Source organism: Symmachiella macrocystis, assembly GCF_007860075.1.
Classification (GTDB): domain Bacteria; phylum Planctomycetota; class Planctomycetia; order Planctomycetales; family Planctomycetaceae; genus Symmachiella; species Symmachiella macrocystis.
The window spans coordinates 164,638-180,760 of sequence record NZ_SJPP01000003.1 but is presented as its reverse complement, the minus strand read 5'-3'; the positions used below and the strand labels follow the sequence as shown (position 1 = coordinate 180,760).

Here is a 16,123-nt window from a genome sequence, read left to right as displayed (position 1 = left end):
AGTGGGGATCACGACAACCCGTCGAGCAGTGCGACGACGCGTGCGGGATCGATGGGATTCGAGACTAGTCCGTCCTGTTTGACGGCGGTTCCGACGATGAAACCATCGGCGTGCTGCGCCATGCTTCCGATAGACTCCGCCGACACACCGCTGCCCACCAGAACCGGTGCACCGTGGGCAGCGGCATGGGCATGCTGGATCTCCGATAAATCAGTTGCAGTACCCGTGGCGGAGCCCGAGACAATCAATGCATCGGTGCCGCCGCGGAGGAGCGTGTCGGCAACCTCGTCGGCCAACGGTCGCGGCGCCAAGGCCGCCGAGTGTTTAACGTTCACATCGGCGAAAATACGAATATGCTCCGCACCGAGCGCCGCGCGGTCGCGCAATAACTCATGGGCGATGCCCTGTATGATCCCTTGATCGGTGACCCGCGCGCCGCACAGGACATTCACGCGGATAAACTGCGCGCCGACCGCATGGGCGATCGCCAACGCGCTACAGCCATCGTTGCGCAACACGTTGATGCCCAATGGCAAATTTGAATGCCTCCGTACTTCTGCGGCCAAGGCGGTCATGTGGGCGATTGTGTGGGGCGGAACCGAGCCGGGGTAAAAGGGCGTATCGCCAAAGTTCTCCAACATCATACCGTGGACGCCCCCTGCGGAGAGTGCCTTGGCATCGCGCAGCACATGGTCGCGAATCGCTGCAACGTCGCCCTCGAAATGGGGTGCGCCGGGCAGGGGCGGGATGTGTAGCATGCCGATGATTGGTTTCGGGGCAGCAAACAGTTGAGGCAGTTGAAAACTGGTCATCGCGGGGAGTCGATTCCTGGTCGGTGTGCGGTGCAAGTCTCTGGTGCATCATAATGGCAAAGATATCGCCGTATTCATGAATTTTGAAGTTTATGAATATTTTGAAAAAAAGTTGTGGAAATTCAAAAAAACCGATGGTAGGCTCGAAATTTGGTTAAGGTCCACTTTCATTTTTCTTTTGCGTGAGGATAGGCGGTCATGCCGCAAGGCTCAATTAAAAAACTAACGGACAAAGGGTTTGGGTTCATCGATCTCGGAAACGGAAAGGATTTGTTCTTCCACGCGTCAGCGTTGCAGAATACCTCGTTCGAGGAACTCTACGAAGGTCAACAGGTGGAGTTCACCGAAGGGCAAGGCCCCAAGGGCCCGCGGGCAGAGGATGTCACCCCCGCATAAGCTCGCTCGGAAACTCCGCGAAACACTCTCAATTGAGAATCAGCCCGCATGTTACGGCATGCGGGCTGATTGGATTTTTAGCAGGGCCGTAATGGAAAGATATCGACCGTCACACCATCGCTAAACAACGCGTGGCAATAATCCTGAGCCGGCGCAATCCCCGCCGCTGCGAACAAGCTCTCTTCCAGTCGCACGATTTCCGCTTGCCTCAAGGGATACGGGCAGTGGTGTACCTGTCCGCGATACAACTGCCCCGCGCGATCAACCGAATACAGCAAATACCGTTCGGCAAGAAAAAACTCCAAGGTCCCCTCCGCAACGCGACCTGCTTCATCCAGCGGGGTTGTCATCCCATCGCCAATCCGCGCCTCAATGTCCGTCACGGCCTGCGCCGGTTCGGGCCACAATCTTTGGCTGCGATAACTGATCTGATTGTTATTGCGGTTCAACGACATCGCAGCTTTGAAGTAGGGCAGATTCCAAAACCGCCGCGCGATACGGACCGCCAATGACTGTGCGGCTTCGAGACTAAAAAACCACACGCCGGGGTTTTGTCCCTCAAGATGCACATAGGTGCGGAGGTTGGTCTCGCAGAAATTCGAAATCCCCGGCACCGCCGGCGCCCACCAAGGCCGCACGCCGGACATATAGAACGGCACCAACCCCACCCAAGCGTCGCCTTCCCAAGTATCAAGCGTCAGCCGCGGCGGTAACAACGGAGCAATCATCTCCGCCGGGACGCGCCAATGCACAAACAACAGATCCGACCACCGTTGATACCCGATTGCTTTTTCATCAGGGCGTTGCGTGGGGCTGTTGCGGTCGATGGTGGGAGGATTTTTTAGCATGTTAGCGTGGGCAGCCAAGTAAAAGACGAAAAAGTCTCGCGCAGAGACGCGAAGGCGCAAAGAGTTCACCGAGGAATCCAACGCTTTTCTTTGCGGCTTGGCGTCTTTGCGTGAGGTCTTCTTAAATTGGAGACGTTTCAATCAACCAACCGCAGGCAACCGCCGCAATTAACAGGGACTATTCATGAATCACCAGCGGTCCGTGAAATGCTCATCCGCAAATGGCTGTTCTGTTTTTTGTCGCGCTACGAAACCTCACCATTCAACGATTCCAACGGTCCCACCGCCGTGGTGGTCGTTTGGCCCAGCGGATATTCATCCAGCAAACGGCGGATGTCGTCGGAGGTGATGCCTGCAATAACATTCAGATCGTCTTCGACGCTGCGGTATTCCCCGCGGTACAGCCAGTTGCTTCCCAATGCGCCGAGGCGGCCCATGGGGCGTTCGCTGCGAAGGACGATGCGGGAACTGACTTTGTTTTTGGCCTGGGTCAGTTCCTCTTCGGTGACTCCCTTGTCGTTCACCTCGTGAAAGATTGTTTCGATCCGCCGCATATTCTCAGCGGTTTGTTCCGGAGCGCAGCCACAATACATCAGATACACACCGCTGCCATCGTAGTCGTTGTAACTCATCTCGGCCATTTCGGCGTAGCCGGGGTCGACGAGATCCCAATACATGCGGCTACCGCTGTCATCGCCCACGATAACGCCCAGCAACTCCGCTGCATAGCGGTCAGGGTGCGACGACGGTGGGGCCGGGGTCATTTGCATGATGTGTTGGTGATGGCTACTGGGGTTGGTGATCACTTCGATGCCACCGGGCGGTTGCGCTTCGGTCACCGTGCGACCGGGATCGCCGGCGGGCCAATCTTTGCATTGCTTCTCTGCGAGCGCCAGAACTTCGTCCCAATCAAAATTTCCCGCAACCGCCAATGTGATGTTGCCGGCCAAATACCGCTGGTTGAAATACCCCCGCATCTGGTCGGCCGTCAATGCGTTGATACTGTCGACGGTTCCTAAAATGCATTGCCCCAACGGGTGCCCGGCAAAGTGGGTTTGCATGAGCGTTTCGTAAGCGGTGAAAGTCGGCTCGTCTTCGTAACGGCCGATTTCCTCCAGAATGACTTTTTTCTCCGTATCAAAGTCGTCGGTCCGCAAGCTGGGGCGCAAGATCTCGGCCAGCAGGTCAAAGATCCGCGGCAGGTATTCGGGCAAGACCGCTCCGTAGAACAGCGTCACTTCTTCGCTGGTCGAGGCGTTGTATTTGGCGCCGATCTCGTCGAAGATGCGGTTCACATCGTCGGCGGCGAACCGGTCAGTCCCTTTGAAAACCATATGCTCCAGAAAATGGCTGACGCCGGAGACCTCTTGAGTCTCATCGCGCGAACCGGTCCGCACGAAGAAGCCGACCGCGACGCTGTGCGCGGCGGGGCTTTGTTCTGCGACGATTTGCAATCCATTGTCCAACGTAGCCTTATGAAACTCCAAGATTCACCTCCAGCGATTCAGGGCCGAGAGTCAAAACGGTGAAATTGTCCGCCGGGTGTTCGTCGACGTACTTCAAAATACTAGGCACAGTGAGGGCGTCGACTTTTTGATGCACCTCATCCAGCGTCGTGACGCGTCCCAGGTGATACCAATCCCGCGCCACGGCCGAAGCGCGGGACGACGACGATTCCTGTTGCATGATCAGCGAACTTTTGGCGCCGGCCTTACAACGCTCAAGTTCCCCTTCTTCGATTCCCTCGGGCAACCGTTGCAATTCGGCTAACATCACGTCGAGCGTTTCTTGCGCACGCTCATTAGTCGATCCGGCATAACAGAACACCCGGCCTTGATCACGCAGCGCACTCAGGCTGGCATAGACGGAATAACAGAGCCCGCGCTTTTCACGGACTTCGGTAAACAGACGCGAACTCATGCCGCCGCCGAGAATATTGACCGCTGCCCACGCATTGTAATAGCCCTCGTCACGGTAGGGCACACTTTCGTAGGCGACGCCAATGTGTGTTTGCGTCGACTCATGCTCGATATGGCTGATGTTCGGCGCCCAGTCACTCACTTCAACGGTCGGGACCGGTTTGTCCTGCCAATCGCCGAAGTATTCCTCAACGAGACCTTGAATCGCCAGGACATCAAAATTCCCGGCGATGCCCAAAATCGTCTCTGAGGGACGGAAGCAATTTTCATAATGGGCACGTACGGTGTCAGCGGTGAGCTGGGAGAGCCCTTCCAGGTTTCCGTCGCTGGGCAATCCCCAGGGGGAGGGATAGCTGCGACGGCGCAATTCCTGCATCGCTTTTTGCCGTGGTTCGTCTTCGATCGAGTGCAATGACTGTGCGATACCGGCACGGGCGGCCTCGAATTGATCCGCGGGGAGTTGTGGGCGGAGGACGATGTCGGCATAAATCCGCAGCACATCCGGCAGGCGGTCGGCGATGGTCGCTCCACTGAGGCCCAGATGGCTGCCGGAGGCCGATTCGCTGCGTTGCAGGCCGAGATTGTCTAAATCAAACGCCAATTGCTGGCTATTGCGATCTCCCGCGCCGCGGGTGATGAGGTCGCTCAGCACAGCGGCGCAACCTTCTTGACCAGGGGGATCGTAGATATTGCCGGCGGGAATCAACATGGAAAACGCGGCCGACCGCACATCGGGCATCCGCTCCATGACGAGCGTCAGCCCGTTGGGCAATTGGGTTGTCCGTATATCTTGTGCCTGCATGTGTTGGGCAAAATCCTTTGTAATGTCAACGGCCGTGTTTCGACGTTAATGCTTGGTGCAATTGCACCGTGTGAAGACACGATGCCACATAACGCACTCAAGAGCAGCGTTTACACTCTAAATGTCAGGTCGATTGTTGTTTGACGAGCACGAATCCCGCAGGGTTTTGTACGGAATCATTCGATTGCCGCATGGAAATGATAGGAAGGCAACGCTAGGAAACCGACGACGGTTCAACGTCGACTGCTTTATACAGCGTGCGAGTCAGCTTGAATCCGATCGAGCGGTACAGTTCGACGGCCGGTTCGTTGTCGGCGGTCACCTCTAAAAAGACGCGACGCATCCGGGCTTCATAAAAACCACGCAGTGCCTTGAGCACCAAAGCGCGGCCCAGTCCCAATCCACGATGTTGCGGTGCGACGCCGACATTTTGAATCGATCCCATCCGTCCTTGCTGTGCCAAACCTTGGATCGTGCCGCAATCTTGTGTGTCGTGACTGTTGTTGCCTTGCGTCGAAATTAACCAGGTGGCTGTGGGTAAAAATGAATCGCGGCGGGCAATCTCGCGCATCAGACGTTGGCAACCGGCGACATTACCCAGGCAAGGGAAAACGTGAGCATCAATCTCCCGGGAAAAACTGGCATACTTTGCCTGCGCGTGCCGGGTGACCAAAGCGGGGTCCCATTCGGACCAGAAAAACCCTTCCGGCAATTCCGGGACCCCTTCTTGCAGCCGCGATAAATCGATCTCCATGCGAAACCGTTTGAAGTATCGATGGGCCATAGTTTCGCAGCCTCGCAATAGGGTTCCGCCAAACGGTGGCCAGGATGGTTCTGACGTGCGTAAATCTGTGGATGAATGGCCATGTGACGAGAAGACCGACTTCGCGACACCCGGGCAGCCAAGTCCCCATGATAACTGTTCGACGGTTTTTTGGGGAGTTGTACCGCTGGAAAAAGAAACGAAATCTTAGCAGTCGGACACCAACTGTCAACGGGTTCTGTGCCAAGGCGGAGTGAGTAACATGTTTCGAGCAAGTCGGTTGCGGCACGGTACCGCCGCTCGTGGCATGTCTAGAACGTGGTTGGCAAAGCGGCCCCGGCCTCAAAGCGGGGCAATCGTCTCGCCGAAATGAATGCAATTCCATCGGGTGATGCCATTGCCCGGCGCCATACTGTACAATCAATCAAAACGACTACGCTTGCGCTGAATACCTTAGGAGAGAAGAATGTTGCGGTTAACGAATCTGGTGCTCAGAGGCCTGATCTTGATGGCGCTTTGGGCTTTGTGCGGGCAAATCTCGGCCGCAGATCCGGAAGAGCCTGCCAGTCGTGTCACAGTAGCCCCGGTCATTTCGCGGGAAATTACGGTGCGGCGATCCTTTGTCGGCACGGTTGAGCCGCTCCGCACCAGTGTGGTGGGGAGTGCCGTGGATGGTCGCGTGTTGGAGTTTCTTGTCAACGAGGGGGACGCGGTCAAAGCCAAACAGCCTCTCGCCAAAGTCCGCACGTCGATGCTGGAAATCCGACTCGCCGTTGCGCAAGCGGAATTGCAACTGCGGCGAGAAGAACTCGCGGAATTGGAAAACGGATCACTCCCCGAAGAAATCATTCAAGCTGAATCAAGGTTGCGAGGAACCAAGGCGGCTTTTGATTATCGCGTCTCCAATTCGGAGCGGGCACTTTCACTCTTTAAGCAGAATCGCACCGTGACGGACGAACAATTGCGGGAGGCGCAGTCCGAAACGGAACAAGCGGAGCAAATGTATCTCGAAGCTAAGGCGGCACATGCTCTCGTTGTGCAAGGCCCGCGGAAGGAGAAGATTGCACAAGCCCGCGCTCAAGTGCTCATGCAGTCGGAACAAGTGAAATTGATCGAAGAACAGATTCTCCGCCACACCGTTGTGGCGCCGTTCGACGGTTACATCACCGCCGAACATACGGAAGTCGGTGAATGGATTGGCGAAGGGGATCCCGTGGTGGATGTGGTCCAACTGAACGAGGTCGACGTCCGCGCCGGTGTGTTGAGTGAACAGGCTGCCCATCTGCGAATCGGAGCCGAGGTGCCAGTGCAGTTCGCCGCCTTGCCGGGACAGACGCTGACCGGACATGTTGCGCTGATCATCCCCAGTGCGGATGAATTGTCGCGGGCGATTCCGGTCAAGGTGCGGCTCCCAAACCAAATCGTCAATGGGGGACCGATCTTGAAAGCGGGCATGATGGCCCATGTCCTCCTTCCCACGACTCACACGCAAGCTGTGCTGATGGTTCCCAAGGACTCTCTAGTACTGGCCAAAGACGAACGCCCCGTGGTGTATGTTCTCGAGAAGGACACAAAAAAGCCTGGTCAATGGGTTGTCAAACCGGTGACCGTGGCCATGGGCGTTTCCGACGGTGAGTGGATCGAAGTCAAGGGGCTGTTGCGGGCCGATCAGCAGGTGGTTGTCAAAGGGAACGAACGTCTGTCCCCCGGTGATCACGTGGAAGTCATCGACACGATCAAACCTAAATCAGCGGCGAATTAACGCGCGAGTTTTCAGTGTTTGCCGCTGGAATCAAATCAGCACATCTTCCAAGGCGGAGAGGCTGACGATTTCTGCACGTCTCACGAGTACCCGCTGGCGGTTCGCGCGGATGCCGTGCCGCCGCGTATCCAGAACATAAAGCTCGCGCGTGGTGGCGGTGTCCCGCAGGTCGTGCACGTCGGCTGATTCCAACACGAGATAGCGGTGATCTTGCTCGACTAACGTGCCCGCATACACGTAGGAACTGGAGACATCGATAACGATCTCCCGCCCCATCAAGTTTAAAATTAAGTCCGCCGCAGTCTGATCGTCATTCATAGTCGGTCGAGTTTTTTCGGGGGTGGCTAGTCAGGAGAGAGGGAAGGAAGGATTCGTGGAGCTTATAAATCAACGACCGTCGTGGTTGTTCACGATATGGCAGGTGGAATGTCAATCAACGAAACGGAACGTACCGCCATGGTCGTCGGCAATACGCTTGAGCGTCTCCTCGCCATCACGTGACATGAAGGCAATCGTATGAATGGTTGTGCCGCTGCTGCGGTTGTCATCAATTGCCGCCTGACGCGCGCGTCGCGGTTCATCGAATTCGCCATCGGACAGCAGAAAAATGACCTGGGGTCTGAATGACAATGCCAAGCGAATGGCCCCTTCAGGATCGGTCGTTGATGTGGGAAGCTGCCGATCAATCCAACGTCCGGCTTTGGACAAATTGACGCGTGTGGCGGTCACCAATTCGGCGCGTGGGCCCGGCTCAAACATCGGGATGGTCTCGCTATTAAAGAAGACCACGTGGAATTTTTGATTAACTTTGAGCCGTTTGATCGACCGTCGCAATTCGCGCTTGGCTCGTTCAAATCGAGCACCGGTCATGCTGCCGGAACTGTCCACAATGAATACGAAAGAATCCCCCACAGCTGAGGTTCCAAAAAAGCCCGCCTTGCCCCCGGAAGTCTCCCCGGCCAGCAAATTGGGTGAGGCCGCTTCGGCATCTCCGGAGGGCAGCAGCAGGTCGCTATCCTGAACCACGATTTCTTGCTCCAGCATCATCGACGATGCATCGGGCATTTCCAAATCAGTCGGATTCAGCGACTCATCCAGCAGGGTATCAAACTCCTCGTCGCCGGCGTCTTCAGCGATCACCGTATCGATACTCAGCGCCTCAGGGCGAGGTTTGAGGCCGATGATGACGCCGTACAGACACAGCAGCAATGCGCCATGGAACAAAAACGACGCGCCCCAACCCGCTTGCCCTTTGCGGAATTCACGCACATATCCGCCGATAAATTCGGAGACCTGCCCGAAGGCCGATAACTCCGGAGGAACCTCGGGAACTTCGGGAACAATCAGCGGTTTGACGCGCGGCTTTTTTTTGCGCAGCCGTTGCTGAACAGGATGTTCGCGATTTTGTTGCGGCACGTTTGGCATGTTTTCCTCACGGTGCGCCTAGCGAGGACGCGTGCTCCCGATTCCACCACCGCTTATTGTGCGCGACCGGCCTAGGAATGACAAATCCAATTTCTTCGAAGGCCAAGGGCTGCCCGCCCAGTCGGGCTGTCCTATTGTCTAGTTGACTGTGTCATTTGTCGATCTGCCGCAATTCAATCGCCCGTAAGTCAATGATTTCCTCACCTGGCTGGTTCAAGGCCTTCAATTTCAGCGTTCCACGACCTTTCTTCAGGTCAATTTCCCCGAGTGTCATTCTCTTAAACGGCTTTTCGTACGATTCTTTACGCTCCGCACGGTCGGGACTGTCAATCAGGGGAGGATCATACGCCTCGCTGATACGCCCTTTGACGAGACTTTCACGAAATGATAATTCCAACTCGGTCCCGACGGCGTCCTCTGCGCAGGTGTATTTCAGAATCGCTTCGTACCGACCGGGGTGGATGACGTCGATTTCCCAATAGGGATAGTCCGCCCGGTTTGTCCAGCCATCCATCCACGAGGCATTGGGCGGCGGGGCACTGTACCGCAGTCGCTTGCCGTGGAACTGACCGTCTTGCACCGGCAACATGGTTGGGGGTGTTGGGCGGGCTCCGACTGGATAAGGTCGCTGATCCGCGCTGCGGGGGGAGGTGTCGGACCATTGGGCGTTCCATTTTTTCAGTGCGGCCGCTAATTCCCGGTGCACCTGTTTTTTGTCTTTCGCTAGATTATTTGTTTGCCCCGGATCGTCCTGCATATCGAACAGCGTCTTGGCATCGGCCCGGTATTGCTGTGTTCTCACGCTGGAGCGTCCGCGGAAGTTGGAGAAGAGCATGCGGTCCGGCCAATCCTGGCTGTCTCCCATCAGCAATGGCTTGAGGCTCACGCCGTCGAGTGGTTTGGGTGTTTTATCCGATTTGGAGACATCGATTCCCGTCAGATCGACCAAGGTCGGCAGTACGTCGATATGCGCGGCGATGCGGTCGTTTTTGGTTCCCGGAGCGATGTGTCCCGGCCATCGCACGAAAAATGGTGAGCGGATCCCCCCTTCGTCCACAGCCCCTTTTTTGCCCTTCATCCCGCCATTCCAGCGCCACGTATTCGGTCCATTGTCCGACATGTAAACCACGATCGTATTCTCGGCGATTTTGTCCTCTTCCAATTTGTTGAGAATGCGGCCAACGTTCCAGTCGATGTTTTCACACATCGCTAAGGCAGAGATCGTATCGATATCGCGTTCACGCATTTTGTCGCGATTGAACATCGTTAAGCCGCGGGCTTTGACGCGATCAAAGAATTCATCCGGCACTTGAAACGGAGTGTGTGGTGTGTTGTAGGCGACGTAACACAGAAAAGGGTGATCTTTGTTAGCATCGATAAACTTCATAGCCCGCTCGGTAAATTCGTCCGTCAAATAACCTTCGCCGCGGACTTCCTGGCCATTGTGGTCGACAAGTGTGTCGAAATAGTTGGCCCAATGCCCACACGTGAAACCGTAGAATTCATCGAAGCCGCGACCGTTGGGGTGGTAGGGATATTGCGAACCGTTGTGCCATTTACCGAATCCCCCGGTCGCATAGCCGGCGGCTTTGAATAGATCGGCGAAGGTCACCTCGTCGAGGTTCATCCGCTCTTGTCCACGCGAGACCCCCACAACACCGGTGCTGGGGTGATAGCGTCCCGTCAGCAGGCTGGCCCGCGTGGGAGCGCAGACAGGCGAGACGTAGAAGCGATCGAACTGTGCGCCCGCTTCGGCCAATGCATCGATATTCGGCGTGCTGATGTTTGTGTTGCCATGCAAACTCAAATCACCCCAGCCTTGGTCGTCGGTAATGATCACCACCACATTGGGTGGACCGTCTGCCGCGTGCACTGCCGGGAAATATCCAAGTAACGTGAGTGCGGTGAGAGACCACAATGTCCAGGAGGAGTTTTTCATAACGGATGGTCTTTCCTAATGATGCGGCGCCGATGATCGTCTTCAGGGATTGTCGTCGCAAGCATGCCATCGGATCAAGTGTCACCGCCACAAACCACGCAAGTCAGGTGCGGAATGCACCCGCACACGGTTACAATGCCTACACGGTTTAGCTCGTTCGCCCGCTAATCTCTCCCCTCTCACTCCGGGAAAGGGGCCGGGGTGAGGGCCGCCAACCAGAAAACGAGCCCAATACGATTTCAACGCACCCAACAAACACGCGCATTCATTTGAATTCAATACAACGAGCCACTCAACATGCCCATACTTGCTGCCGAGACAAGCCTGCCCAATGGGGGACTGACCACTTTAGATTTAGTTGTGATCGGCTTGTACTTGGCGGGCATGTTGTGCATGGGGTTTGTGATTGCCCGGCGGCAAAAATCGACGGATGACTTTTTTATCGGTGGTCGCAATCTACCGGCGTGGGCGGTCGGCGTGAGTATTTTAGCCTCGTTGCTTTCGACAATCACCTACCTGGGCATGCCGGGGGAAATGTTTCGCACGGGGATCGGCTTCCTCACACGACAACTTTCGATTCCGGTCGTACTGGTGGTGGTGTGGTTTCTGTGGATCCCGTTCTTTATGAAATTGAGGCTGACCAGCGCTTATGAATACCTGGAGGTGCGTTTCAATTACGCCGTGCGTGCGACGGCGGCGGTGATTTGTATGCTGTTGATCTTCGGATGGATGGCGGTCGTGGTGCTGACCGCCTCGCGAGCCATGGGCGAGATTGCTAATTTGCAACTCAATCAACACTTCGGCGGAACGGCAGCTGTGGTCGATACGCAGATTGCGACCAGTGACCTGGACCTACATGTGATTATCGCCGCCGTCGGCATGTTTTCGGTGTTGTATACCACGCTCGGCGGGATCCGGGCGGTCGTGTGGACCGACGTGATTCAATTCTTCATCCTGATTGCCGGTGCCTTTGTGGCGATGGGGGTCGTGGCTTCGATGACCGATTCAGGGCTATCGGATTGGTTTCAGTACTCGCAAGAATACAAACATGAACAGGTCGAGTGGTTCAGTTGGGACATTGGAAATCGTTCGACGGTGTTTTCAATTGCGATCGGTATGTGTTTCTGGATCATCTGCACACACGGCTCAAACCAAGTGGCGCTGCAACGTTATTTTGCCGTCAAGGATGTCCAGGCGGCGCGGCGGAGTTATCTCGTCAGCGCCGTTGCCAGTTTTGGACTGAGCCTCGTTCTGGCAGCGGTTGGCATGTCGATTATGTATTTCATCGCCCAGCATCACCTTCCCGCCGAAGCGGGACTGACCTCGCCCGAGCTGACGACTGTGCGAACCGCGCAAGACAATATGTTTCCGCAGTTCATCCGCTATTACATCCCCTCTGGTTTACGGGGAATGGTCGTGGCAGCGTTATTCGCGGCGGCGATGTCGACGATTGATTCCGGTTCGAACTCGGTGTCGACAATCCTGACCGTCGATTTTTTTCGCCGGCTCTATCCCGAAGGCCGCACCATTGCCAGTGAACTCAAATTGGCCCGCACCGTGACCGCCACGATGGGCATCATTGTGGTTGTCTGCACGATAGGGTTGTACCACGCCTCAAAAGGGACCGATATCATCAGCCTGTGCCAAAAAGGCTTCAACATGTTCCTCGGTCCGTTGGGAGCAATTTTCGTTTTAGCCATGTTCTCCCGCCGGGCAACCGCCGCGACTGTTTTACCGGCGGTGATCGTTGGAGAACTCGTGGGGATTTGCAGCAGCTATAGCAACGAATTGTTTGGCATGGAATTTTCGACGCACATGGTGGTCCCGGCATCCTGGGCGGCAACCATCGTCAGTTCGTTGTTGTTATCCACACTGCTACGCACGCTTGCTAACGAAGAACAACAACAATGGATGTGGCGCCCCGTTGTTCGCGGGGCAGGGGATCACCCGGTTGGACAGGATGGGTAGCCGTGTGGAGCGGGTTTCCTTCGCGTGGGAGCGGGGAAAGTTGTGGAATGGCTGATTCCGAAATTCGGTCGATTTCTGGATAATGTCACGGGTGACGAGTTAATGACACAATTCCGCCGTTGTAGGCATTTCAAATGCTGACCCGGGCACCCAATGCGAATGCCCCATGATCCTGTCTGTCTTATCCTAAGCTGTCGATTCTGACGTACACCAACGGCTCAGGTCAGTCGCGCCACTGATGAGAAAACTGAGAGACCAAATTGAGGAACGAAATCGTCGGACCGCTGTGCAGGAATCCTGGCAAGGCCGATAGTCCAAATTATGTCGGGCTGAGTCCTTCCTTAATTCGTTTTGACTAGAGTTCCGCAGCCTCAGGGAAAGTGAACGTCCCAATTTCCTTTATTTCAGCCGCTACTTGTGGATGCTCCTCAATCCATTTCGAAGATTCTCTGGTAACCAGTCGCTCGACGAGTGGCTCAAGTTCGGGGTTTTTGATTTTCGCCTTGATACAACCTGACCAAGTAATATCCGCGTAACTCAGCGACATGATGCCCACAATCCCGTTGTTGCGATCATACATCACTCCATCCCCTCCCATATCGAGTTTGGCACGAATGGCTTCAAGACCGGCCGCCAATCCTGTTTCGTGCGTTCCACCTTCCACCGCACGCCCCTTGTTGATGAACGACCAGCACACATCACCTTTCCAGCTCTGAAAGGCGAAGATCAACTCGATATCGACGTTGTCTTCTGTGACTCGAAAATGGATCGGCTCGTGCAAGAGTTGATATGGCGACGAGACGCACTCGAACATGTCTCTAATCCCGTTTGCAAAATGGTACTCTTCTTTCCGACCGTCAATCGTGACGCCAAATCGCACATCGGGGTTCAGGAAGCTCAGTCGTTTCAGATAGCTGTGGAAGTTGTAGGGAGAAAACGCCTTGACTTTGAAGATTGCTGGATCGGGAACAAATGAAATCCTTGAATAAGGTTTTGTCGTGGCGTCCGCCTCTTGGATATGGAGTGATTCGCGGCAACCTTTGTGATACTCAATCGCCCATTGACGTTGGAGAGAAGACGCTTCGACAGATAACGATGCCGAGAAGGCGTTGAGAACTGTGCCGTCATAGTCGGCATCGATCCAGTATTCAGATTTTTGCTTTGGCAAACTCTCAAACGGAGAGAGCGTTCCATCGTCGTACTGCTCCACTCTCAAATCGGCATCGGACTCGATCGTGAATCGTCCGTTGGCGAGCGAAAAGGTGAGGTACGTTGGCTGGCGTCGAAGATTGAGGTTCACCGCGCCAACAATATAATGCACGAGCCCGAAGAAGTCCTTCGACCCAATATACATTGCCGGGCGTTCCTGGACTGACTCAATGTACGTCAAATTGGAGTTGCTCATGTTCTTTACGCCAGCACTTCGTGGGACTTCTGGACAGAGGGAAAGGCACTGGATCTTACTGGTTGCCAGTTCGAATTGACAGCTTTCCGCCGCGCGGTTCTGGTGACGCCATCATCCATGAGAATTGATGGCCCAAATGGGCGACCGGACGAGTTCAGCTGTTTCGGATAACCTTCCGTTGCCGAACCACGACGGTCACACCCACAAATCCTGTTTTCACGTCGGTCACCGGCTCCCATATTGCCATCGCTGAATTGAAGTGGCAGACGCCGAAACACGGGCCGTCCTCAGCCGACAAGGGAGATTCATTCTAGGTAGATACCCGGTCGGTTCCCGTCACCTTCGTTTGAATTCGCTGGACAGAAGGCTGCAGGCACTTTGCATCGAATCCACTGCCCGAATTGACGGGGCAATTCTTGCTCGGCATATGGGTGTTACAGCCATCTCTGGAATTTCTCAATATCATCCCGAATCGTTTTATGAAATCAGCTATCCCGCTGAAAATAAGCATTCAAGGATGGACTCGCGCACTTACGCGTCCACCACGATTTGACTGGAGAACCGAACTTTAATTGACCTACCTCTTCACAGCCGATACATTGATAATGGTTGATGGGTTCGCCCGTGGCCGTCTTGTCTGCGATTCGTTTTGTCCTTGGAAGGAGCGGTGATGCAAACCCCTGTCTCAATTCAACACGATTGCGGAAACGTATCACGGAGGACGATCCTGCAGGCTGGGTTGACGGGACTGGGGGCGGCTACGTTGCCCGATTTGCTGCGGCAACGCGCTGCTGCCGGACAAGCCTCACGTAAGACCGCTGTAATTTTTGTTGAGCTGGCTGGTGGTCCGACGCAATTCGAAACCTACGATCCCAAACCGTTGGCGCCGGTGGAATATCGCGGACCGATGAGTTCAGTACAGACGAACCAACCGGGCGCGTACTTCAGCGAGACGATGTCGCAGCAAGCCAAGATTCTCGACAAGCTGACGATCATCCGTTCGATCCATCACCGCAAAAACAACCACGATCCGTCGAGCCACCTGTCGCAGACCGGATACTACAAGACAGGCCCCAAGGGGGGGCCGAATCAGATGCCCAGTTTCGGTTCGGTGATTCACAAAGTTCGCGGCGCGAACACCGCGGGCTTACCCGCTTATGTGGCGATCCCTAATACCATGCGTAACGGCGGCTCGGCGCATTTGGGCAAAGGGTGCAATGCGTTTGAAACGATCGACGATCCCTCCAAAAAGAAGTTCAAGGTCCGCAACCTGGCTTTGGCCGGCGGAATGGACATGCGACGGCTCGACGATCGGCGCGGATTGCTGAAAGCATTGGATGATGACCGGCGGATGTTGGATCTTGAAGGTTCTTCCGCAGCGATCGATCAGTTCACGACTCAAGCATTTGATATGGTCTCCGGCTCAGCGGCGCGCGAGGCGTTTGACATTACTCGTGAAGACGTCAAACTCCGCGACGCCTATGGCCGCAGCACTGCCGGACAGGGCATGTTGTTGGCGCGGCGGTTGGTCGAAGCGGGGGTCACGTGTGTCACTGTCCGCAGCACCGGTTGGGACCACCACGGAAGTTTGCCCAAACGGATTGTCAAAAACGGCGTTGAGTTCGACCGCGGCATGGCCGCTTTGGTGAACGATCTCTACGACCGTGGACTGCAACAAGACGTCCTGGTGGTCGCCATGGGCGAATTTGGCCGTTCACCCCGCTTCAATAAAGATGCGGGCCGCGGACACTGGGGAGCCGTAATGAGCGTCGCCCTCGCCGGCGGCGGACTCAAGCCGGGGATTCTGGGAGCCTCGAATTCAAAAGGCGAAATCCCCGCCGAGGCACCATACCAGCCGGAAAACGTCCTCGCCATGCTCTACCGTCACCTGGGTATCGACCCCGCCATGACCTTCGACGATTTCGCCGGCCGCCCACGCTACGTGCTGGAACGGCGTGAGTTGATCCGCGAATTGGTGTGAGTGGCGGTGGTTAGCCGGGCTGCGCCGGATGAGCGGGGATTCATAAATCGGTGAGCAATTTTGCGTCGTGCCGGGATGCCCCACTTTTCCCCGCCCACAAACT

The 16,123-nt window shown here is 55.6% G+C and carries 13 protein-coding genes; 4 read left to right on the top strand and 9 right to left on the bottom strand.

Annotated features, from left to right (window positions below):
* Positions 1-8 precede the first annotated feature (8 nt).
* Positions 9-812, bottom strand: coding sequence for a BtpA/SgcQ family protein (locus CA54_RS24150; RefSeq protein WP_146373575.1), 804 nt, complete (start codon positions 810-812; stop codon positions 9-11).
* A gap of 198 nt (positions 813-1,010) precedes the next feature.
* Here CA54_RS24150 and CA54_RS24145 point away from each other — a divergent pair, with 198 nt between their 5' ends.
* Positions 1,011-1,208, top strand: coding sequence for a cold-shock protein (locus tag CA54_RS24145; protein WP_145377343.1), 198 nt, complete (start codon positions 1,011-1,013; stop codon positions 1,206-1,208).
* 77 nt (positions 1,209-1,285) lie between these two features.
* Here CA54_RS24145 and CA54_RS24140 read toward each other — a convergent pair whose 3' ends face one another.
* The 4 genes from CA54_RS24140 to CA54_RS24125 form a co-directional block, all read right to left on the bottom strand.
* Entirely contained in the window at positions 1,286-2,125 is an 840-nt protein-coding gene (locus CA54_RS24140) for a YqjF family protein (protein WP_197532786.1), read from the bottom strand.
* Between the two features lie 176 nt (positions 2,126-2,301).
* Entirely contained in the window at positions 2,302-3,543 is a 1,242-nt protein-coding gene (locus CA54_RS24135) for a M16 family metallopeptidase (protein ID WP_146373574.1), read from the bottom strand.
* Entirely contained in the window at positions 3,530-4,777 is a 1,248-nt protein-coding gene (locus CA54_RS24130) for a M16 family metallopeptidase (RefSeq protein ID WP_146373573.1), read from the bottom strand. The genes CA54_RS24135 and CA54_RS24130 overlap by 14 nt, the downstream gene beginning before the upstream one ends.
* Positions 4,778-4,991: 214 nt before the next feature.
* Positions 4,992-5,561: a GNAT family N-acetyltransferase gene (locus CA54_RS24125; RefSeq protein ID WP_146373572.1), complete on the bottom strand. Its 570-nt coding sequence runs from the start codon at positions 5,559-5,561 to the stop codon at positions 4,992-4,994.
* A gap of 445 nt (positions 5,562-6,006) precedes the next feature.
* Here CA54_RS24125 and CA54_RS24120 point away from each other — a divergent pair, with 445 nt between their 5' ends.
* On the top strand, positions 6,007-7,302 hold the full coding sequence (locus tag CA54_RS24120; protein ID WP_146373571.1) for an efflux RND transporter periplasmic adaptor subunit: 1,296 nt from the start codon (positions 6,007-6,009) through the stop codon (positions 7,300-7,302).
* Between the two features lie 30 nt (positions 7,303-7,332).
* Here CA54_RS24120 and CA54_RS24115 read toward each other — a convergent pair whose 3' ends face one another.
* The 3 genes from CA54_RS24115 to CA54_RS24105 all read right to left on the bottom strand — a co-directional run bounded on the left by CA54_RS24115 (position 7,333) and on the right by CA54_RS24105 (position 10,666).
* Positions 7,333-7,620: a hypothetical protein gene (locus CA54_RS24115; protein ID WP_146373570.1), complete on the bottom strand. Its 288-nt coding sequence runs from the start codon at positions 7,618-7,620 to the stop codon at positions 7,333-7,335.
* Positions 7,621-7,731: 111 nt separating this feature from the next.
* Positions 7,732-8,727: a VWA domain-containing protein gene (locus tag CA54_RS24110; RefSeq protein WP_146373569.1), complete on the bottom strand. Its 996-nt coding sequence runs from the start codon at positions 8,725-8,727 to the stop codon at positions 7,732-7,734.
* A gap of 151 nt (positions 8,728-8,878) precedes the next feature.
* A complete protein-coding gene (locus CA54_RS24105) occupies positions 8,879-10,666 on the bottom strand; it encodes an arylsulfatase (protein WP_146373568.1) in 1,788 nt (595 codons plus the stop codon).
* Between the two features lie 297 nt (positions 10,667-10,963).
* Here CA54_RS24105 and CA54_RS24100 point away from each other — a divergent pair, with 297 nt between their 5' ends.
* Entirely contained in the window at positions 10,964-12,634 is a 1,671-nt protein-coding gene (locus CA54_RS24100; protein ID WP_146373567.1) for a sodium:solute symporter family transporter, read from the top strand.
* A gap of 355 nt (positions 12,635-12,989) precedes the next feature.
* On the opposite strand, the gene CA54_RS24095 is transcribed toward CA54_RS24100, so the two are convergent.
* Positions 12,990-14,039, bottom strand: a complete 1,050-nt coding sequence (locus tag CA54_RS24095) for a hypothetical protein (protein WP_146373566.1) — start codon at positions 14,037-14,039, stop codon at positions 12,990-12,992.
* Positions 14,040-14,709: 670 nt separating this feature from the next.
* Between CA54_RS24095 and CA54_RS24090 the strand changes: the two genes are divergently transcribed.
* Positions 14,710-16,020, top strand: coding sequence for a DUF1501 domain-containing protein (locus CA54_RS24090; RefSeq protein ID WP_146373565.1), 1,311 nt, complete (start codon positions 14,710-14,712; stop codon positions 16,018-16,020).
* Positions 16,021-16,123 lie beyond the last annotated feature (103 nt).